Here is an 18,997-nt window from a genome sequence, read left to right as displayed (position 1 = left end):
CCCGCCGTCACTCAGACCGGCCGTACGACGCTGTGGATCGCCGCCTGCCCTGCGTGCTGGACGGATTCCTCGGTGATCCGCCCTCCGGGGCTGGGCGCGTGGACCATCATGCCGTCGCCGACGTAGAGGCCCACGTGGCTCAGGTCCCCGTGGAAGAAGATCAGGTCGCCCGGCTGGACCCCGGCCAGGGCGACGGCCGGTCCGATCCGCGCCTGGTCGGACGTCGACCGCGGCAGCAGCACGCCGGCGCTGCGCCAGGCGGCCTGGGTCAGGCCGGAGGGGTCGTACGAGCCGGGCCCGGACGCTCCCCACACGCACGGTCTGCCGACCTGGGCGCGGGCGAACGCGACGGCCTCGGCGGCCCGGGTGTCGTACCCGGCGACCGACGGCACCGCGACCGCAGCCATGCTCCCCGTGTCGTACCCGGCGACCGGCGGCACCGCGACAGCGGCCATGCTCCCCGTGTCGTACTCGGCGACCGGCGGCACCGCGACAGCGGCCATGCTCCCCGTGTCGTACCCGGTGACCGGCGGCACCGCGAGGGCGGGGATGCTTCCGGTGTCGTACCCGGGGTTCGGATCGGCGGACCAGGGGGCGCCGGGCGCCGGCTGGTTCACGGGTTCCGGCCACGACGGGTACCGGCTGTCGTCGACGGCCGGGGCCACCGGCTGGGCCGGGGCGGACCACATCTCCTGCGGCGGCAGGTACTCGACGGCCGCAACCGGCAGCGGGGCATTCTCGACCTGCGAGTACCCGGCCTCGACCGCCGGCCACGCGGCACCGGCCACGGACGGGTACGCGGCCGTCGCGGCCGGTACCTGCGCGTTCCGGGCCGGCCAGTACGGGTCCGCGGGGGCGGCCGTCTCCGCGGGCGGCAGTGCAAGGGGCGGGTACGCGACCGGCGCCGCCACGCTCCGCCGCGCGTTGTGCCGGGTCAGCAGGTCCTGCGCGGCGGCCAGTTTGCGCCGGGCGCGGTCCTTGCGGAACCGCGGGGAGGACGTGTCGGCGGCGGGCGTGGGTCCGCTCACCACCGGAAGGGGCCCGGTGGCCGGGGCGCCGCCGTCCGGCACCGCGAGGGCGCGCCCGGTCGTCGGCCCGGACACCGGGCCGGCGGTCAGTTCGAGGACGGGACGGGCGGTGAGTTCCGCGACCGGCGCCGCGACAGGGCCGGCCGTCAGTTCCCGTACGGGAGCAGCCGTCAACTCGGCTACAGCGCGGACGTCTTGGGCGGGAAGCTCCATGGGGCGTCCGGCGCCCCCGCCGGACCGGGCGGTCCCGCGCCCTCGGTCGGGCTGCCGGTCCACGGGCAGTACGGCCGCGACCGTGGGTCCCAGCCGGGAACGCGCGCCGTCGAACCACTGGCGCATGAGATCGCTCTGGGCGGCATCGACACCCCCGCGCTGTTCCACGGCCGGGCCCTGGTCGGTGAGCCGTCGGGCCACGGCGCGCCGGTCGCCCTGCCGGGAGGAGAGGCCGGCCAGGGCGCGGGTGGCGTTGAAGTTGCCGGTGTCGTCCTCGGCCCGGTCGTAGAGGGATGCGAGCCGTCGGCGGACTTCGTCGCCGCTGGGCTCGGTGCGTTCCGGCGCCATGGGGATGGCACTCCTTCCGTCGTCCGCCTACCGGGTTAGCTGTCGGGTTCGGGCGGACGGTTCCGGAAGGTATGCCCTACGGCCCTTGCCCCGTAAGGCAGTTGGCCGATTCACCCCAGGTTCGGTGGGTCCCCGGCTCCGGCTGCCACGAGGACGGGCCGGACTCGGCGGAGGCCGCACCGCCCGGCGAGCGTTCGCCGGAGGGAGTCGGGCGGCCTGGTCGTCAACCTAGCGAGGTTGTGACCTCCGTGTGAAGATCCACGTCCCAGATGTCCGATACATTTTCGTGACCTTCGTCGCATCGCCCCGCTGTGCGACCACGGGAGCACACCCCGTGCGCGAACAGGCCGTCGGGAAGACCGCGTTCGGCGGTGCGGGCCCGTCGCGAGTTCGCGTCCGCCCCCGCTCCCTCCATCACATCTCCACGGTGGGCCGGGACTTCCGGTCGGCGCGAGCAGGCCGTTCGAGGTACGAAAAGAACTGGCGTTCCCTGACGGCTCGTTCGACATCGTCGGCTGTCGTTGGTCATGCCGTGACCGGTTCTGGCCGACCCGGCCGGATCACCACCGCGTCGGCGGCGCGGCCCTACCGTCGAGGCAAGGAAGGCCCGCGGAAGGCCCTGAGAGCGAGTCGAGGATCCCCACGTGCACGATGCACCGATCTATGCCCAACTGATCTCCGAACGCGGCGACATACCGACGCTCGTCCGGAGCGAAGCCCGGCGGCTGCAGCGCGACTTCGAGTGGATCCTCAGCTGGGATCCGTCCACGGGCGGTCCGCTTCCCGGGTCCGCCCCGCGCGTCACGGCCGGCTCGCGTCGCTCCTTCGCCCCCGGTCCGGATCCCGCGGACCGGCTGGATTCCGCCTAGTTCATGCCCGGTGAAAGCCGCCTCCCGCCCGGTCGGGCGCGGGTCTAGAGGACGCCGGGTTCGCCGTTCGGCCCCTCGGCGGGAAGCCGCTCGTCCGGGCCGTCGGCGCGGGACACCAGACCGGCGACCGCCGAGCCCGTGGCCTCGTGCCAGGTCCGCGCGCGCCGCAGCATCGCGTGGTCACCGCCCGCGACCCGTACGGCGCTCGCGGAGGATCCTTCCTTCGCGGCCCGGCGCACCAGGGCGAAGGACGACGCGGGCTCGGTGATCCGGTCCCGGTCGCCGTGCAGCACGATCACCCGCTTGTCCCGCAGATGGGCCACCGGCTCGCCCGTCGGACACCAGGGCGCCAGGGCGACCACGGCCCTCACCTGGGGCGCGGCGGCGGCGCGCAGGGCTGCGCGGCCTCCCATCGAGTGACCGACCAGCACCACCGGCACGTCCCCCACCAGATCGGTGAGTTCGGCGAGGGCCCGGTGGACGTCGGCGACCGGATCGGCGGCTGCTCCGTTCCAGCCGCGTACGCGGTAGCGCACCTGCCCGACGAAGACGTCCTCGTCCGGCACGGCCCGGGTGACGGCGCGCACGAAGGGCCGCATCCGCAGCCCCGAGACGTGCCAGGGCCGGGAGGGCGCCCGACTGTCCGCCCTGCCGCCGTGCAGGATCAGCACCGCGGCCCGTGCCGGACCCGCGTCCCCGCCCGTGAGCCGGTGCGGCACCAGCGCCGTCAGCGTCCGGGCCGCCCCGGGACGCAGTCCGTCGCGGGCGGACATCCGCGCAGAGCCTCGCATGACACCTCTTCACCGTCGGAGCGTTCTCGACGCCCCACCCTAGGCCGACGAGGGATCGTGCCGCCGGTCACTGGATATCCGGAGCCGACGCGCGGACGGTTTGGTGGAGCCGCCGCCCGCCGGGCCCGCGCGAGGCGCCATCCCGGGAAGGGGCACGTGCCTCTTCCGTCCCGCAGCCGGATCAGGGGCTCCGGCCGGTCGCGGTCAGGCGCGTGCCACCGCATGAACCCGCCCCCGGTCGTCCCTGTCCAGCTCGACCGGAGGCGGGCGGTCGGTGGACCTACGCCTTCCTCACATCGTCCGGACCGGGTACGGCGACCGGACCGGGACTCCCGTGGGCCTTCGAGGCGGGTCGTCGGTGCGGTCTCACTCGGCTCCGCCGGGGCGGCCGCCGTAGCCGCTGCGCCACTCCTGGTAGAGCCGCCACAGGCGCTCGGCGCGCGGGCAGCGGCCCGATTCGCGCAGACACGTGCGGCAGTTGCCCACATGGCCGATGTACGCGGCCTCGGGACTCTCTCGCCCCGGTTGCGGATTCGTCATGGCCCTCGGCACCTGTCGGTGCGACGTGCACGAACGCGACGTCGCTACTGATGCCGTACTTCCGTGCCGGATCGCCCGGCGGATGCACCCGCCGGGGCCCAATGTCGTTCTGTCCGGCCCGACTTCGGCCGGTGCGCCCGCCGGTTCAGTCGAACAGGCCGACGTCCACCGCCACGCCGTCCGGCTCGTCGGACGCGGGTCTGCGGACGAGCAGGCCGTCCACCGCGAAGTCCATCTCCGCGACGTCGGGAGCGGGCGGCGGGTGGTAACGCCCGCCGCACACCGACAGGTTGACGATGAGATAGGCCTCCCAGTGTCGGCCCACCCCGCGCCGGTCGGCGAAGGCGCGGACGCCGTTCACCCACCACACGACCCGGTGGGCGCCGAACTCGACCACGAGGTCCACCCGGGCACCGGGCCGGACCGCCTCGTCCCGGTAGTAGTGATGGGCGCTCCGGACGTGGTTGGAGAGTTCGAGCAGGTCGGGGTTGTCCGGGTGGTACTCGAAGACGTCGATCTCCTGTCCGCCGTCCCGCCACGTCCAGATGGCCGGCCACGCACCGAGCGCCGTGGGCAGCCTGATCCGGGCCTCCAGCACGTCCCCCGTGCGGACCATGAACGCGTCCTCGCTGCCCTCGGTGGTGAGCAGCCCCGCGTCCCACGCACCGTCGGAGCGTCGGGTCGCGCGGAAGACTCCCGTACGGCAGTAGGCCGGGTCGGTCACGAGGTGGTCGAGCTTGTCGTCGCCCGGGTTGACCGGGCCACCGTCGGGATAGGCCCACGAGCGGCCGGCGACCCATTGGCGGGTGGAGGCGAAATCCGCGGTGAAGACGACATCGGACACCCGGGGCTCCTCGGCGACAGCGTTCGTGTTCGAGCCAGGTTCTCCCCCGGGAGCCCCGGCTCACACGCCGTTCGCGTGGACCTTGCCGGCAAACAACCCTTGGGAGTGAACGACAACGGCCCCCTCCATAGCGTCGCGGGCCCTAAGGCGTGTCCGGCCAGGCGTCGCGCTCGGCGAGCCGGAGGATCAGGGCGGCGATGTTCCAGGCGTCGTCCTCACCCCGGTGATGCCGTCCCTCCAGGGGCAGTTCGGCGATCCGCAGTGCCTGCGCCATGCCCGGCCGTTTGCGCAGTCGGTGGGCGGCGGTGAAGGCGGCCTTGGCGTTCGTGTGCCGGTGGCCGAACGGGTAGCGCGTGCCGGTGGCGGCGCACTGGCGGGTGAACTGGTGGCGGTCGTAGTCGCCCCAACTCGCCCAGGGCCGCTCCCCCGCGCGGTGCAGCGCGGCCAACTCACGGCAGGCGTCGGCGAATCCGACCCCCTGGTCGACCTCGTCCTGGGTCAGCCCCGTCAGCTCCGTGCAGAAGGCGCTGACGGTGGACCGGGCGGGCCGCACCAGCAGTCGGTGCTTCTCGCGTCGTACGCCCTGCTCCAGATCGACGACCGTCAGACCGATCTCGATGATCTCGCTCACGGCGCCGGGCGGTGGCTGCCCCTCCCAGCAGGTCGCCTCGACGTCGACGACGTTCAACAGTCCCCCGGTCATGTCCATGCAGGTGAGGCTAGGGGGTGCCGGTCGGCGGGTCACCGGGTTTTCGGATGGCCCGCGGCCGGCCGACGGACGGGTCAGGGACGCGGCCAGGGCCGTCCGCCGATGCGCTCGATGTCGGCGTTGAAGCGGCGCAGGTAGGACGCGAAGGCGGCGATGTCCGACTCCGGCCAGTCGGCCATGACACGGTCCAGGGAGCTGATGAGCTGCTGCCGCTCCTGGTCCAGGAGGCGTGAACCCTCCTCCGTGATGCGGAACTTGCGGGCCATGCCGCCGTCGGGGTCGGGGATGCGGTCGACGAGCCCGGCCCGCATCGCGGCCGCGGTCTGCCGGTTGAGGGTGGAGGCGTCGAGCCCGAAGGCGTCGCTCAGTTCACCGATCGACATGGGCCCCTGGACCCGGATGCGGCTGAGCAGGACGTACGCGCTGCGCTCCAGGACACCGTCCTTGGTCCGGCCGCCCTTCTGGTGCATCAGGCCGTGACGGCTCAGCAGCATCTGCTCGTACTCGACCTCGTGGGTGGGCCTGACCATCGCGCCTGTCGCCTCCGGCTGTCGCACGGACCGCGCGTCACACGTATAGGCACGGCCCGCGACCATGGTCCCACATCTGCATGCATGAGCCACATCACATGCGCAATACATACGACGTGTACGATGCACATCCCTTGCCCCGCAGGCAGTCACCCCGAGACACACCGAGACACCCGAGGAGTCCCTCATGGACGCCCCCCAGCCCACCGCCCGAGCGAGCGGTGTGATCGCCACACTCGCCTTCGCCGGCACCGTGGCGGCGATCATGCAGACGCTGGTCACTCCGCTCATCGCCGAGCTGCCGCAGATCCTGCACACCACCCCCGCGAACAGCGCCTGGGTGATCACCGTGACGCTGCTCGTCGCCGCCGTCTGCGTCCCGGTCTCCGGCCGGCTGGGCGACCTGCTCGGCAAGCGGCGGATGCTGCTCGCCTGTTCCGTCCCGCTCGTGGTCGGCTCGGTCGTCTGCGCCCTGTCCTCGTCCGTCACGCCGATGATCGTCGGGCGCGGCCTGCAGGGCATGGGCATGGGCATGGTGCCGCTGGGCATCGCCCTGCTGCGCGACGTCGTACCCGCGGAGAAGCTGAGCTCGTCGATCGCGCTGGTCAGCGCCTCGATGGGCATCGGCGGCGGCCTGGGCCTGCCCATCTCCGCCGCGGTCGCGCAGTACGCGAACTGGCGTGTGCTCTTCTGGGGTTCCGCGGTTCTCGCCGTCGTCATCGGGACACTGATCTGGTTCCTCATCCCCGACGTGCCGGCCAGTGCCAAGGGTCAGCGCTTCGACGCCCTCGGGGCGCTCGGGCTGGGCGTCGGCCTGGTGTGCCTGCTCCTCGGCGTCTCCAAGGGCGCCGACTGGGGCTGGGGATCCGCCACGACGCTCGGACTCCTCGTCGGCGCCGTCGTGGTCCTGGTCGCCTGGGGCGCCTGGGAACTGCGCACCCGGGACCCGCTGGTCGACCTGCGCACGACGGGCCGCCCCCGCGTCCTGCTGACCAACGTCGCCTCGATCTTCGTCGGGTTCGGCATGTACGCCAGCATGCTGATCATCCCGCAGCTGCTCCAGTTCCCCGAGGCCACCGGCTACGGCCTCGGGCAGTCGATGCTCGCGGCCGGCCTGTGGATGGCGCCGGGCGGCATCATGATGATGATCGTCTCCCCCTTCGGCGGGAAGCTCACCGACGCCCGCGGCCCGAAGTTCACCCTGGTCTGCGGTGTCCTGATCATCGCCCTCGGCTACGGCCTGTCGCTGGCCCTGATGAGCACGGCCTGGGGTCTCATGCTCGTCGGCATGGTCGTCAGCAGCGGGGTCGGACTCGCCTACGGCTCCATGCCCGCGCTCATCATGAGTTCCGTGCCCCTCTCCGAGACCGCCGCGGCCAACGGCTTCAACACCCTCATGCGCTCGCTCGGCACCTCGGTCGGCTCGGCGGTCGTCGGCGTCGTCCTCGCGCAGATGACGACCACCGCGGGCGGCTACACCTTCACCTCCGAGAACGGTTTCCGCACCGGGCTCGTCGTCGGCGGCTGCGTCGCCCTGGTCGCCGCGGCGATCGCGGCCGTCATCCCGGCGGTCCGTGCCACGGCCGGTACCGACACGGCGGACCCGACGGCCGCGCCCGAGGTGACCGCCGCCGCGCGCTGACACCGCGGACCGACAGGCGGTCCGCACCTGTCTCGGCGGGCGGCCGTCGCCCGACCGCCTCGCCCGAACCGGTGTTCCCGGACGCGAGCGCCGTACGTCCTTCCCGGAGACCGACGGAAGGCCGTACGGCGCTCGCGTCCGTCAACTCCCTTTCGGCGCACGCCCCTACGCGACCACCGTGGACCTGCCGAGATACGTGAGCGGTCCCGGGTCTGCGACGGGTATCTCGTGGAAGTCGAGCCGGTCGTAGAACGCCCGGGCCGCCTTGTTCGCGGTGACCATGCCGAGATGGACGGCGGGCACCCCGCGGTCGTGCAGCGCGGTCAGCAGGGTGTGCATCAACGCCCTTCCATGACCGCGGCGTTGATACTCCGGCAGCAGGTCGATGTGCAGGTGCGCGGGATACGCGGCCAGTTCGGCAAGGACCATGCGTTCGGGGGTGTGCAGCAGCCCGACCATCTCCTCGGCGGGCGAGCGCGGCACCCCCGTGAGCGGCGGATAGCGATGCGTGACCCGCGGGATCCAGGACTCCCGGAACCGCGCGACGAACGCCGCGGTGTCCGCCGTACCGATGACGTAGCCCACCGCCCGTCCGCCGCCGTCGTCGAGGACGAAGGCGAGGTCGGGCTCCAGATGGCAGTAGGGCTCCGCGAAGATCGCCGGCATCAGCCCCTCGTCCGGGAACAGGGCACGTGAGTCCCCTCCCTCGTCCGCGGTGCTCACACAGACGTCGGCGACGGCGGACCGGTCGGCGGGCCGGTAGGGACGAATGCTCGGCGATGCGCTCATGCACGGCATGGTGGCGCCTTGGGAGCGCTCCCACAAGAGGCGGGACACCGCCCGCCCGGACCTACGGCCGCCACCCGCTCGGATGTACGGCGGCCGCTCCTCCGCGGACGCAGCGGACGCGACGGACGCGACGGACGCGCGGCAGCCGTGCGACGACGGCTGCCGCGCGCCGGACACGTCCGGTCGTCTCCGGCCGGACGCGAGCCCAGGACCTCAGAACCGCAGGACCGGTGCCTGGCTCTCCACCAGTTCGGCGGCCTCCTCCGGAGTGCCCACGGCGGGCGGCGATCCGGCCAGCGGCTGCCGAGCAGTCTCCTTCATGCAGGCCACCGCGACGATGCCGACGAGGGCCGCCCCCATCGCGTAGTAGGCGGGCATCAGTTCGCTTCCCGTCACCGAGATGAGCGCGGTGATCACCAGCGGGGTCGTCCCGCCGAAGAGGGAGGCCGAGAGGTTGTAGCCGACCGAGAGGGAGCCGTAGCGGACCTGGGTCGGGAACAGCGCGGGCAGGGCCGCCGACATCGTGCCGAGCATGCAGACCAGCGAGAGCCCCAGCATCAGCATGCCGACCGACACCGCCACCAGGCTGCCCTGCTGGACCAGCAGGAAGGCCGGGACGGACAGGACCAGGAAGCCGAGCATGCCGGCCATGAGCAGCGGCTTGCGGCCGAAGCGGTCGGAGAGCTTGCCGACCTGGCTGATGATCAGCATGAGCACCACCATGGTGGCGATCAGGATGAGCAGCCCGTGCGTCTCGCTGTAGCCCATCTCGTCGGACAGGTAGGTCGGCATGTACGACAGCAGCATGTAGTCGGTGATGTTGTAGGCGCCGACCAGACAGATGCACAGGATGAGCGTCGGCCAGTAGTCGCGGAAGATCTTCGCGAGGTCTCCCTTGGCGGTCGTCTCCACGGCGGAGGCGGCGTCGGAGGCCTTGTGCGCGGACTCGCCCTCCAGTTTCCGGAACGCGGGCGTCTCGTCGAGGCGCAGTCGCAGATAGAGACCGACGAGACCGATCGGCCCCGCCACCAGGAACGGCACGCGCCAGCCCCAGGACTCCATGCCGTCGCTGCCCAGCGCGGAGGTCAGCACCGTGACCAGGCCGGCCGCGCCCACGTACCCGGCGAGCGTGCCCAGCTCCAGGAAGCTGCCGAAGAAGCCGCGGCGCCGGTCCGGCGCGTACTCGGCGATGAACGTGGAGGCACCGCCGTACTCGCCGCCCGTGGAGAAGCCCTGCACGAGACGGAACAGGATCAGCAGGACCGGGGCCCAGAAACCGATGGTGGCGTACGAGGGGATCAGCCCGATGGCGAAGGTGCCGACCGCCATCATGATCATGGTGACGGCCAGTACCTTCTTGCGGCCGATCCGGTCGCCCATGGGCCCGAAGACCATGCCGCCGAGCGGGCGGACCAGGAAGGACACGGCAAAGGTCGCGAACGACGACAGCAGCTGGACGGTGCCGTTCCCGGACGGGAAGAAGACGTGTCCGATGGTGACGGCGAGGTAGCTGTAGATGCCGAAGTCGAACCACTCCATGGCGTTGCCGAGCGACGCCGCCTTCACCGCGCGCTTGACCGCCGCCTCGTCCGTGACCGTGATGTCGGTCCGCCGCAGCGGGGGATTCCTGCGCCTCCGTACGGCTCTGAACAGCGTGCGATGACGCTTGACCGCCTCCGGATCGACAGGGTTCGTCTCGGTGACCGCCATGAAGCGTCCTCTCTGCCTTCTGTGTCTTCTCTGCTCTGAGCCCAGGAGATGTCCAGAGGCTCGTTTACTCGTTCGTGGCAGATGCAAACAGATTCATGACAAGGATGATCTTCGTCACGCGCCGGCCCGGGGTCCGGCGCCGTGTCCTCGCCGTGTCCTCGCCGGGCGCTCGCTCGTTCACCGGCCATGTCACCAGCTGATCCGATCAACGGGCCGAAAGCCGTCGGTCCCCAGCACACGGCGGTTCCGACCGGCCGGGACCGGCACCGCCCCGACGCCTCCGCGGCACCGGTCGTCCGACGGTCCGAGGGCCCCGGAGCGCCGCCTGCCCCGGACCGGTCCGCCGGCGCCGCCGCCGCTGCCGCCAACCGATGGTGCACCGTGATCTTCTGACCGGCGCCCTTTCGGCACCCTCATCGCGCTTCTCGGCGATCCGGCCTCCGGACGGACTGCGTGGCCCGTGTCGGGCGGGGAGACTCGACGTATGACACCGGACGACGCGACGGCACAGGGCTGGGTGGTGGCGCCCGACGGCGGACGACCGCAAGGACGGAGCTGCTCCCACCGGGAGCAGGCCGTGCCCGGGACAGGCCTCCCGGGCACGGAAGGGTGCGCGGAGTGCCTCGCCCGGGGCGGCACCTGGGTCCATCTGCGCGCCTGTCTGACCTGCGGCCATGTCGGCTGCTGCGACAGTTCGCGGGGGCAGCACGCCCACGCCCACCACGAGCGGTCCGGCCACCCGCTCGTCCGGTCGGTGGAGCCGGGCGAGACCTGGGCGTGGTGCTACGAGGACGAGGTCTTCCTGCGGCCCAGGCCGTGAGGAGTCCCCGTGCGCTGCCGACCGCCGCCGCCCCCGGATCCCGGCGGCGCGCGATCGGCCTCCGCCGGACGGAACTCGGTCGGCCGTGTCCCACGGCCGGCGCGGAGGGTCGGTGGGGCAACGCGGACCGTGCGACCCGCGCATGCCATGCTGGAGTTCCGGATCATGACGCGGGAGCGGGGAAAAGCGCAGCGTGAGGACAGTGACCAAGCCGAGTCGGGCGGGGATCTGGGACCGGTACGCGGCCTCCGACCCGGGGTTGCTGCGGCTGATGGCCGGCCTCCGGACCGTCGGTGCCATCGCGTTGGCGCTCGCCGTCCTGAGCCTGCTCGGCGCCGATGTCACTCACATGGTGGCCGGTGCGATGACCGCGATGGTCGGCACGTTCGCGATCAAGGAGAAGCAGCGCGGCGACCAGGCCCGCACCCTCCTCCTCGGGCTGCCCGTCGCCATCGTCGCGATGACGCTCGGCGCGTGGCTGAACCACCATGTCGTCGCGGGTGACCTCTTCTTCGTCGCACTCATCTTCACGGCGGTCTACAGTCGCCGGTTCGGCGACCGCGGGTGGGCGCTCGGGCTCATCGGGTTCCAGATCTACTTCGTCTCGCTGTTCGTCGGCGTCACCTTCTCCACGCTCCCCGGACTGGTCGCGACGCTCGCCGTCGCCTTCGTCTGCAGTGCCGTCGTCCGCTTCGGGCTCGTCGTCGAGACACCCGAACGCGTCCTGCTGCGGCTGCGCGAGGCGTTCCGGGCGCGACTCGCCCAACTGGTGTCCGCGCAGATCGACCTCCTCGACGCCACTCCCGACCGGGCCGAGAAGGCGCTGGAGGACGTGCGGCAGAACACCGCGCGGCTGCACGAGAGCGCGATGATGATCCAGGGCCGTCTGGAGGAGGGCACGAGCGACAGCACCGTCGCCTCGCTGCTCCAGCGCCGGGTTGCCGACGCGGAGATCTCCGCTGAGCGGCTCGGTGTCCTCATCCTCACCGCGCGCAGCGCCGAGCGGGCCGACACCCTCACCCTGCACCTGCCGGACGCGCCGCTGCCCGCGCCGGGCGACCGGCTGCTGCCGCAGCACGACACGACCGCGGTCCTGCGGCGCGACCTCGACGCGCTCCGGATGCTCGTCGCCCGACCGGTCTCCGGTGAGCGCGGCACCGGTGTGGCCCAGGTCCGCAACCGCCTGCTCGGCTACCGGGACGAGGAGAACCTGCCGCGCGCCTCGGCCGCCGTGCAGGACGTGTTCCGCGGTATCGGCGAGGCGGCGCGCTCCGTGCTCGGTCTGCGGCTGGCGCTCGACGGGCCCCAGGACGAGTCGGACGACTCGCCGGAGACGACACGTTCGCGCGAGGAGCTGGACGCCGAGGAAGTCGCCATCGCGGGCGCCGAGGAGGCCGAGGAGGACGAGTCGGCGCGCAAGGGTCTGCAGCGGCCGACGACGCGCGCGGCGGTGCAGGTCTCGGTCGGTTCGGCGCTCGCCATCGTCGGCGGGGAGTTCCTGTCCAGCCAGCGCTGGTACTGGGCGGTGCTGACCTGCTGGGTCGTCTTCCTCAACACGTCGTCGACCGGGGAGATCCTGGTCAAGGGCTACCGCCGGCTGCTCGGGACCGTACTCGGCGTGGTCGCGGGTGTCGGACTGGCCGGTGTGGTGGGTGACCACACCTGGATCGCGTTCACGCTGGTGCTGCTGTTCATCTTCGCGATGTTCTTCACCGCCCCGCTGTCGTACGCCCTGATGTCGTTCTTCGTGACGGCGATGCTGGGACTGCTGTACACGCTGCTCAACACCTACAGCGCCTCGGTGCTCTTCCTGCGGATCGAGGAGACGGCGCTCGGCGCCGCCTGCGGGGTGGTCGCGGCGGCCCTGGTGCTGCCGGTGCCCACGGACCGGCGTACCGACGAGCTCCTCGCCACCGTGCTGACCCGGCTCGGGGACGTGAGCAGCGCGGCGGTCGACCAGTTGAGCGGTGGGGTGGCGCTCGATCTGCTCGACAAGGCGCGTGACCTCGACACGGCGCTGGAGGATCTGCGGTCCTCCACGCAGCCGTTGACGCACCCGATCACCCCGCTCCGGGCCCGTCGCCAGACCGCCCGCTATCTCGTCGCCCTGCTGGAGACCTGCGCGTACCACGCCCGGTCGCTGGCGGCGACGGCCGAACTCCTGCCCTACAGCCGGACGGTGGCGGCCGACCCGCGGCTCAAGCTCGCCGGCCGGCGCATCAGCCACAACATCGACGTCCTCGTCGCGCGGGTCGAGGACGAGAGCGCCGACGGGGTCGCGGAGACGGGTGCGAGTCTCGCCTCGATGCTGGAGCCGGACGCGCCGGGTCTCCCGCGCCACGACCGTGTCACCGGCCGGGTCCTGCGCCATCTCCAGCGTCTGGACGAGGGGGTGATCGGTCTGGCCCGCCCGCTCGGCGTGCAGGTCGCCACGCCCGAGAAGACGTCGCCGCGCAGTACCGCGCCGTAGCCCCCGCGGGGCGTCCGTTCAGCCGACGTTCCAGAGGAACCGGTGCGTGTGGATCCCGAAGTACGGGAACGACTGCACCTGGCGGACCCCTTCGACCGGCCGCACGACGTCGTTGACGAAGTCCAGCAGCTCGCGCGGGCCCGCGCAGACGACCTCGGCGAACAGGTCGAAGCCGCCCGAGGTCAGCACCGAGTAGACCACCTCGGTCCGTTCGGCGAGCGTGTCGGCGACGGCTCGTGGATCCCCGTCGACGCCGATGCCGAGCAGAGCCATCGCCTGACCGCCCATGCCCATCGGGTCGGTGACGCCGACAACCTGCACCGCCTGGGAGTCGAGCAGGCGTTGCAGCCGCTGGCGGGCGGCGGACGCCGACAGGCCGACCTTCGGGCCGAGTTCGGCGTAGGCGATACGGCCGTCGATCTGCAGTTCGCGCAGGATGGCCTTGTCGATCTCGTCCACGCGGTTCCTTTCCGTCCGGCTCGCAGGGGGTGAACGGCGGCGTTCAGCCGGCCAGTTCGGCGAGCGCGCCGGCGAAGACCTCGGTGTGCAGGTCGACGTCCCGCTCGGTGGTGTCGGGGCACATCAGCGCCATGTTGTGGAAGGGGGTGAGGAGGATGCCCCGGTTGGCGAGGTACAGGTGGAGGAAGTCCTCGAGTTCCGTGTCGGCGGCGGCCGCCGACGCGGTGCCGGTGCGCGGCGCGGGGTCGGCGAACCGGTACTCGGTACGGGCGCCGAGGCGGCTCACCGACCACGGGAGCTCCCACCGCTCGATACCCGCGCGCACCCCGGCCTCGAACCGCTCGGAGAGCGTCGCCATGGCGGCGAACGCCCCGTCGGTGAGGACGTGTTCGAGGGTGGCCCGCATCGCGGCGACGGAGAGGGCGTTCCCGGCGAGGGTGCCGCCGACCCCGCCCATGTCGATCAGGTCGAGGTCGGCGCGGCCCAGCAGTTGTTCGGCGAGGTCGGCCGAGAGGCCGTAGGCCCCGGCCGGGATGCCCCCGCCGATCGCCTTGCCGATGGTGAGGATGTCCGGCTCCAGGTCCCAGGCCGCGGTGCAGCCGCCCGGTCCGGCGGAGAAGGTGTGCGTCTCGTCGTTGATGAGGAGGGTGCCGTAGCGGCGGGTGAGCTCGCGGACCCCCTCCAGGTAGCCCGGTTCGGGCAGGACGATGCCGATGTTGGTGAGCGCGGGCTCCATGAGGACGGCGGCGACGTCTCCGTGGGCGAGTTCGCGCTCCAGCTGGGCGAGGTCGTTGAACTCGGCGACGCGGCTGGTGAGGGTGACGTCGCAGGGTGCGCCGACGTTGCCGGGGCGGGCGGTGCCCTGTCCGTCGGGGCCGACCACGATCAGCGATTCGTCGACACTGCCGTGGTAGCTGTAGCTGTTCACGAGGATCTTGGGGCGTCCGGTGACGGCCCGCGCGAGCCGTATCGACCAGCGGTTGGCGTCGGTCGCGGTGAGCGCGAAACTCCAGCGGGCGAGTCCGAAGCGGCGGGTCAGCTCGGCGCCGACCCACTCCGCCTCCTCGGTGGGCAGCATCGCGGTCGCGCCACCGCTCTCGGCGAAGCGGCGCTGCACGGCCTCGGCCACCACGGCCGGGGAGTGTCCGGCCATCGCGCCGGTGTCGCCGAGGCAGAAGTCGACGTACTCGTGACCGTCGATGTCCGTGACGCGGGCGCCGCGTGCCGTGTCCAGGTACCGCGGAAAGGCTCCCGCCGTCTTGTTCATCCAGGTCATCGGGACCCTGCCGAACAGATGCTCGGCCCGTTCGTAGGCGGCCTTGGAGCGCGGGTTGCGGCGCTCGGCCTCGGCGCTCTCCCGGGCCAGGAGCTGCTGCAGACGGGTGCGGTCCATCGAGGGGCTCCTTCGGTCCGGTGAACGAATACGGCGATGCTACGAAGGGATACGCCACCGGATCAAGGCCCGACGACGGATTCGATTGCGACTGCACGCGAATCGATCGTCGCACGGACCCACGCAGGTCCGTCCGATCCCTCGTGCTCGGGGCAGCCGAATGGGCACGGGTGACGGGCGCAGGGCACGCGACCACCCGCGCCCCGTCACCCGTGCCCGTTCCCGGTGGAGCCGTTCCTCAGGTGGTGTTCCGCCGCGTGGCGGACGGTGTGCCCTCGCGCGCGCCCGGCGCCAGCGCGGTCAGCGTGCGTTCGCCTGCCGGATCGCCGTCGGTGGCGGGGACGAGGGCGATCTCGTCCAGACCCGCAGCGGCGTAGGCGGCGATCCGGGCCTCGACGGCGGCGAGGTCGCCCACCAGGCCGACCGTGGTCGCGGCCTCCCGCGGGAGCTTGGCGAGCAGTGCCTCCCGGTCGGCGCCGGACCGCGCCTGTTCGACCGACTCGCCGAAGCCTGCCGTGGTGAACATGTCGCTGTAGCCCGGCACCGTCAGGTAGCCGACGACGCTGCCCAGGATCTGGCGGACCGACTCCGGCTCGGGGTCGACCGCCGCGGGCAGCCACGCGGCGAGCCGTGGCGGTGTCCGGCCGACGCGCTCGGCGGCGGCGAGCTTGGCGCGCAGTGCGGCGACCTGCTCGGGTGAGACGACGTCGAGGAGCATCCGGTCCGCGTGTTCGGCGGCCGCCGCGATCGCCCGGTCGCCGAAGGCGGCCACGGTGAGCGGGCCGCCCGGCGGCCGCTGCCGGCGGCGGAAGGAGCTGCCGGGCATGATCGGCTCGCCGGGCTCACCGTGCAGAAGGGCGCGGACAGCTTCCGCGGACCGGGCGAGTTCGGCGGCCGGCCGGGTCCGGGGCCTGCCGTGCACCCCTTCGACGACCCGCTTGCTGGAGGTCCCGAGGGCGACGCCGACCGGGCGGCCGATCACGGCCGCGGCCGACGCGGCGCCCCGGGCGATGGTGAGGGGGTCCCGGACCGAGACCGGCACGGGTCCGGCCGTCACGGAGACGCGCTCCGTGACGTGTCCGACGGCTGCGGCGAGTACGAACGAGTCCCAGGTGGGCCCCTCCCCCGCCCACACCTCGTCGTACCCGAGCCGGTCGGCGACCGTCGCGACCCTCAGGGGTTCCTCCACCGGGCTGTCGTCCTCTCGCGCTGCGGCGACCACGCTGATCTTCATGCCGGTCACCGTAGTCAGGCCCGGAGCGAGGACAACAGGGCACCCCGCGAGCGGACTTGTGCGGGCGGAACGCGCGTGGGCTACCGCGAGGCCTCCGGCGCCCACACCCGGTCCGCGTAGTCGAGGAAGTTCGTGCCGAGGATCTTCTCGATGCGCCCGGAACTGTAACCCCGCTGCTCCAGGAGGCGGATCAGGTCGCGGAACTGGTCGACTCCGCGGAGGTCGAGCACGAACGGCAGCGTGTCGTCCCGCTCTCCCGCCGCGCCGACGCCGGCCTCGCGCCGCAGGGCCACGTGTTCGGCGAGGTGCGCGCGGTAGGCGTCGAGGTCGTCGATGGAGGTGACCGTGCCGTCGGTGCCGATGCCGACGTGGTCCTCACCGCACACGTTCACCGCGTGGACGATGTGCTCGACGACGTCGGCGGCGCTCGCGTGGCCGGACGGGTTCAGGAACGGCATGAAGTAGATGCCCACGAAGCCGCCGCGCGAGGCCACCAGGCGCAGTTCCTCGTCCGTCTTGTTGCGGGGCAGGTCGGCGAGGGCGCGGCAGCCGGTGTGGTTGATCGACACGGGGAGCCGGGCGGTCTTGGCGGCCTCCAGGCAGGTGCGTTCACCGCTGTGGGAGAGGTCCACCATGAGGTGGTACTCGTCGAGGGCCTCGACGAGACCGCGGCCGAAGTCGGTCAGGCCCCGGTTCTCGGGAGCCATCGAGCCGTCGCCGATGTGGTTGGCCTGGTTGTACGTGAGCTGGACGACCCGTACGCCGCGCTCGGCGAAGGTGGCGACGCGGCTCGTGTCGTTCCCGACGGCGACCGCGTTCTGGAAACCGTAGATGACACCGACCCGCCCTTCCCGCCGGGCGCGGTGGACGTCGGCGACCGTACGGACCTTGAGGAGGTCCGCCGCATGGTCGCGGATGATCCCGTCCCAGACGTCGATCTCGTGCAGCGTGTGCTCGTACGGGGGCAGGTCCCCCATGGTGTAGCCGAGGGTGATGTTGACGGCGGTGAGACCCGAGGCGTGGGCGTCGGCCAGGGTGCGCGCGTCGATGGTCAGTTGCTCGCTGGACGGGTTCAACTCGGCTGCCGCCTCGGCCGACCCGGGAGCGTTCGGGTTGTCGAGCTGTCCGAGCGCGTTGACGATCAGGGGAAGGGTGGTCATCGGGTCTCCTCGGCGCGGTGGGTCGGTCCGGGCTCTTCGGCCTCGGGGGACGGGACGGCGGCGGTCCGCCGCGCGCCGGAGTCGGTGCCGTCGAAGGCACGGCGCTCGAAGCGGTGGCCGCGTTTGACGGTCAGCGTGACGCTCCGCAGGTTCTCGATGTCCCGCAGCGGATCGGCCGCCAGGACAACGAAGTTGGCGAGCTTTCCCGCTTCGACGCTGCCCATGACGTCCTCGGCTCCCGCGCTGCGGGCACCGATGAGTGTGGCCGAGCGGAGCACCTCGGCGGGTGTCATGCCGCAGCGGCGCACGAGGAAGGACAGCTCCTCGAAGAGCGCCGGGAAGGGCTCCTCGGGGTCGGTCTCGTAGTCCGTGCCGGTCGCGATGTCGACGCCGGCCCGGTGGGCCTGCGCGGTGAGGACGGCGGCGAGTTCGGTGTTGGCCGCGGCCCGCTCGGCGTCCGCGGGGCCGTCGCCCGCGAGGGCCTCGCTCGCCCACATGCCGGCGGTGGCGTCGAGGACGGTCCCGCGCCGCCGCATCAGGGCGAACAGTTCCTCGATGCGCGGGTCGTCGCCGGCGGCGAACCTCTCGTACGCGACACGGGGTTTGTGCTTGTAGCTCGTGAGGGGTTCGTCCGTGCCCTCGAAGGCGAGCAGGGTGACGTGCGAGACGCTGTCCGCGCCGGCTTCGACGATCTCGCCGGGCGAGGCCGGGAAGACGGTCGCGTGGGCCCAGACGGGAACGCCCTGCCGGTGCGCCTCGGCGGTGATGGCGGCGACGGTGGTGTGGTCGAGGTCCGCGTACACCTTGATCGCGACGGCGTGGGTGCCGCGGGCCAGAGCGACCGCCAGGGGCAGATCGGTGTCCTTCGTGATCGCCTGCATCCACGGCACGGCGCCGGGCGTCTCGCCCTGGGACACCTGGTGGGTGCGCGGGTCGTCGAAGAAGCCGGGGCCCGCCATGAGCGCGGCGTACCGGATGTCGGGACCGGGGATCTCGCCGACGAGCGTCGCCCGCGCCAGGTCACCGACCTGGCGCAGGTCGTCGGCCATGTCACGGATGGCGGTGACGCCGCTGTACACGAGCCGACGCAGCACGGCCTCCGCCGCGGGGCGGTCGGGCGGCGTCGCGATGTGCTGGTGCGCGTCGATCAGTCCGGGCACCACGAAGCCGCCGTCGAGGTCGAAGACCCGCGCGTCGGCGGGCAGTTCGGCCGCGATCGCGGCGTCGTCGCCGACCGCGCGGACGACCTGGCCGTCGACCACGATCGACGTGCCGGGCCGCGCGGGACGCCCGGTCCCGTCGAACAGCGTCGCGCCGCGGTACACCGCGACGGTTCCCTCCACCGCGGGCGCGTGCGGGGCCGGTGCGCCCGGAACCTCGTCCGTCATCTTCACCTCGTCATAGCTGTGCCTGAACCGCGTCGCGGCCGGACTCCCGTCCAGCCGGTC

17 protein-coding genes and 1 riboswitch are annotated in these 18,997 nt (G+C 72.4%); of the genes, 4 read left to right on the top strand and 13 right to left on the bottom strand.

The window, feature by feature from the left end; all coding sequences use genetic code 11:
• Nucleotides 1-11: 11 nt before the first annotated feature.
• Nucleotides 12-1,589, bottom strand: a complete 1,578-nt coding sequence (locus OG406_RS36520) for a C40 family peptidase (protein WP_329189994.1) — start codon at nt 1,587-1,589, stop codon at nt 12-14.
• Between the two features lie 9 nt (nt 1,590-1,598).
• A riboswitch (cyclic di-AMP (ydaO/yuaA leader) is annotated at nt 1,599-1,769 on the bottom strand.
• A 464-nt stretch (nt 1,770-2,233) separates the two neighbouring features.
• On the opposite strand from OG406_RS36520, the gene OG406_RS36515 reads away from it, so the two are divergent.
• A complete protein-coding gene (locus OG406_RS36515; RefSeq protein ID WP_164370056.1) occupies nt 2,234-2,458 on the top strand; it encodes a hypothetical protein in 225 nt (74 codons plus the stop codon).
• Nucleotides 2,459-2,502: 44 nt separating this feature from the next.
• On the opposite strand, the gene OG406_RS36510 is transcribed toward OG406_RS36515, so the two are convergent.
• The 5 genes from OG406_RS36510 to OG406_RS36490 all read right to left on the bottom strand — a co-directional run bounded on the left by OG406_RS36510 (nt 2,503) and on the right by OG406_RS36490 (nt 5,872).
• Nucleotides 2,503-3,249, bottom strand: coding sequence for an alpha/beta hydrolase (locus OG406_RS36510; RefSeq protein WP_329189993.1), 747 nt, complete (start codon nt 3,247-3,249; stop codon nt 2,503-2,505).
• A 366-nt stretch (nt 3,250-3,615) separates the two neighbouring features.
• Nucleotides 3,616-3,789: a hypothetical protein gene (locus tag OG406_RS36505; RefSeq protein WP_164370131.1), complete on the bottom strand. Its 174-nt coding sequence runs from the start codon at nt 3,787-3,789 to the stop codon at nt 3,616-3,618.
• Nucleotides 3,790-3,934: 145 nt separating this feature from the next.
• Nucleotides 3,935-4,633: a beta-glucanase gene (locus OG406_RS36500; protein WP_329189991.1), complete on the bottom strand. Its 699-nt coding sequence runs from the start codon at nt 4,631-4,633 to the stop codon at nt 3,935-3,937.
• Between the two features lie 142 nt (nt 4,634-4,775).
• Nucleotides 4,776-5,342 (bottom strand): 3'-5' exonuclease, encoded by a 567-nt coding sequence (locus OG406_RS36495; protein WP_267051779.1) that lies wholly within the window; start codon nt 5,340-5,342, stop codon nt 4,776-4,778.
• 74 nt (nt 5,343-5,416) lie between these two features.
• Complete coding sequence (locus OG406_RS36490) at nt 5,417-5,872, bottom strand: MarR family winged helix-turn-helix transcriptional regulator (RefSeq protein ID WP_329189988.1); 456 nt, start codon at nt 5,870-5,872, stop codon at nt 5,417-5,419.
• Nucleotides 5,873-6,059: 187 nt separating this feature from the next.
• Between OG406_RS36490 and OG406_RS36485 the strand changes: the two genes are divergently transcribed.
• The gene (locus OG406_RS36485) at nt 6,060-7,514 is read left to right on the top strand and encodes an MFS transporter (RefSeq protein ID WP_329189986.1); all 1,455 of its coding nucleotides are present in this window, start codon (nt 6,060-6,062) and stop codon (nt 7,512-7,514) included.
• A 165-nt stretch (nt 7,515-7,679) separates the two neighbouring features.
• Here the strand turns inward: OG406_RS36485 and OG406_RS36480 are convergent, their stop codons facing one another.
• Nucleotides 7,680-8,303: a GNAT family N-acetyltransferase gene (locus OG406_RS36480; protein WP_203659026.1), complete on the bottom strand. Its 624-nt coding sequence runs from the start codon at nt 8,301-8,303 to the stop codon at nt 7,680-7,682.
• 213 nt (nt 8,304-8,516) lie between these two features.
• Complete coding sequence (gene proP / locus OG406_RS36475; protein ID WP_329189982.1) at nt 8,517-10,013, bottom strand: glycine betaine/L-proline transporter ProP; 1,497 nt, start codon at nt 10,011-10,013, stop codon at nt 8,517-8,519.
• A 484-nt stretch (nt 10,014-10,497) separates the two neighbouring features.
• Here proP and OG406_RS36470 point away from each other — a divergent pair, with 484 nt between their 5' ends.
• Nucleotides 10,498-10,833 carry a UBP-type zinc finger domain-containing protein gene (locus OG406_RS36470; RefSeq protein ID WP_329189980.1) on the top strand — a complete coding sequence of 112 codons (336 nt, stop codon included), beginning with the start codon at nt 10,498-10,500 and terminating at the stop codon, nt 10,831-10,833.
• Between the two features lie 271 nt (nt 10,834-11,104).
• Nucleotides 11,105-13,303: an FUSC family protein gene (locus OG406_RS36465; RefSeq protein ID WP_329191094.1), complete on the top strand. Its 2,199-nt coding sequence runs from the start codon at nt 11,105-11,107 to the stop codon at nt 13,301-13,303.
• 18 nt (nt 13,304-13,321) lie between these two features.
• On the opposite strand, the gene OG406_RS36460 is transcribed toward OG406_RS36465, so the two are convergent.
• The 5 genes from OG406_RS36460 to OG406_RS36440 form a co-directional block, all read right to left on the bottom strand.
• The gene (locus OG406_RS36460) at nt 13,322-13,762 is read right to left on the bottom strand and encodes an Lrp/AsnC family transcriptional regulator (RefSeq protein ID WP_164370138.1); all 441 of its coding nucleotides are present in this window, start codon (nt 13,760-13,762) and stop codon (nt 13,322-13,324) included.
• A 43-nt stretch (nt 13,763-13,805) separates the two neighbouring features.
• Nucleotides 13,806-15,155: a transaminase gene (locus OG406_RS36455; protein WP_267051775.1), complete on the bottom strand. Its 1,350-nt coding sequence runs from the start codon at nt 15,153-15,155 to the stop codon at nt 13,806-13,808.
• A 238-nt stretch (nt 15,156-15,393) separates the two neighbouring features.
• Nucleotides 15,394-16,389 carry an LLM class F420-dependent oxidoreductase gene (locus OG406_RS36450; RefSeq protein ID WP_329189976.1) on the bottom strand — a complete coding sequence of 332 codons (996 nt, stop codon included), beginning with the start codon at nt 16,387-16,389 and terminating at the stop codon, nt 15,394-15,396.
• An 80-nt stretch (nt 16,390-16,469) separates the two neighbouring features.
• Nucleotides 16,470-17,549 carry a dipeptidase gene (locus OG406_RS36445; RefSeq protein ID WP_329189975.1) on the bottom strand — a complete coding sequence of 360 codons (1,080 nt, stop codon included), beginning with the start codon at nt 17,547-17,549 and terminating at the stop codon, nt 16,470-16,472.
• On the bottom strand, nt 17,546-18,937 hold the full coding sequence (locus OG406_RS36440) for an amidohydrolase family protein (RefSeq protein ID WP_329189973.1): 1,392 nt from the start codon (nt 18,935-18,937) through the stop codon (nt 17,546-17,548). The genes OG406_RS36445 and OG406_RS36440 overlap by 4 nt, the downstream gene beginning before the upstream one ends.
• Nucleotides 18,938-18,997 lie beyond the last annotated feature (60 nt).

Source organism: Streptomyces sp. NBC_01428, assembly GCF_036231965.1.
Taxonomy (GTDB): Bacteria; Actinomycetota; Actinomycetes; order Streptomycetales; family Streptomycetaceae; genus Streptomyces.
The sequence above is the reverse complement of the archived record's forward strand: the minus strand, read 5'-3'. Positions and strand labels throughout refer to the sequence as shown.

Excerpts from the sequence above, each read along its gene's own strand:
- OG406_RS36520 (WP_329189994.1), bottom strand. The coding sequence starts at position 1,589 with ATGGCGCCGGAACGCACCGAGCCCAGCGGCGACGAAGTCCGCCGACGG.
- OG406_RS36510 (WP_329189993.1), bottom strand. The coding sequence starts at position 3,249 with ATGCGAGGCTCTGCGCGGATGTCCGCCCGCGACGGACTGCGTCCCGGG.
- OG406_RS36505 (WP_164370131.1), bottom strand. The coding sequence starts at position 3,789 with ATGACGAATCCGCAACCGGGGCGAGAGAGTCCCGAGGCCGCGTACATC.
- OG406_RS36495 (WP_267051779.1), bottom strand. The coding sequence starts at position 5,342 with ATGGACATGACCGGGGGACTGTTGAACGTCGTCGACGTCGAGGCGACC.
- OG406_RS36490 (WP_329189988.1), bottom strand. The coding sequence starts at position 5,872 with ATGGTCAGGCCCACCCACGAGGTCGAGTACGAGCAGATGCTGCTGAGC.
- OG406_RS36485 (WP_329189986.1), top strand. The coding sequence starts at position 6,060 with ATGGACGCCCCCCAGCCCACCGCCCGAGCGAGCGGTGTGATCGCCACA.
- OG406_RS36480 (WP_203659026.1), bottom strand. The coding sequence starts at position 8,303 with ATGAGCGCATCGCCGAGCATTCGTCCCTACCGGCCCGCCGACCGGTCC.
- proP (WP_329189982.1), bottom strand. The coding sequence starts at position 10,013 with ATGGCGGTCACCGAGACGAACCCTGTCGATCCGGAGGCGGTCAAGCGT.
- OG406_RS36470 (WP_329189980.1), top strand. The coding sequence starts at position 10,498 with ATGACACCGGACGACGCGACGGCACAGGGCTGGGTGGTGGCGCCCGAC.
- OG406_RS36465 (WP_329191094.1), top strand. The coding sequence starts at position 11,105 with ATGGCCGGCCTCCGGACCGTCGGTGCCATCGCGTTGGCGCTCGCCGTC.
- OG406_RS36455 (WP_267051775.1), bottom strand. The coding sequence starts at position 15,155 with ATGGACCGCACCCGTCTGCAGCAGCTCCTGGCCCGGGAGAGCGCCGAG.
- OG406_RS36450 (WP_329189976.1), bottom strand. The coding sequence starts at position 16,389 with ATGAAGATCAGCGTGGTCGCCGCAGCGCGAGAGGACGACAGCCCGGTG.
- OG406_RS36445 (WP_329189975.1), bottom strand. The coding sequence starts at position 17,549 with ATGACCACCCTTCCCCTGATCGTCAACGCGCTCGGACAGCTCGACAAC.
- OG406_RS36440 (WP_329189973.1), bottom strand. The coding sequence starts at position 18,937 with ATGACGGACGAGGTTCCGGGCGCACCGGCCCCGCACGCGCCCGCGGTG.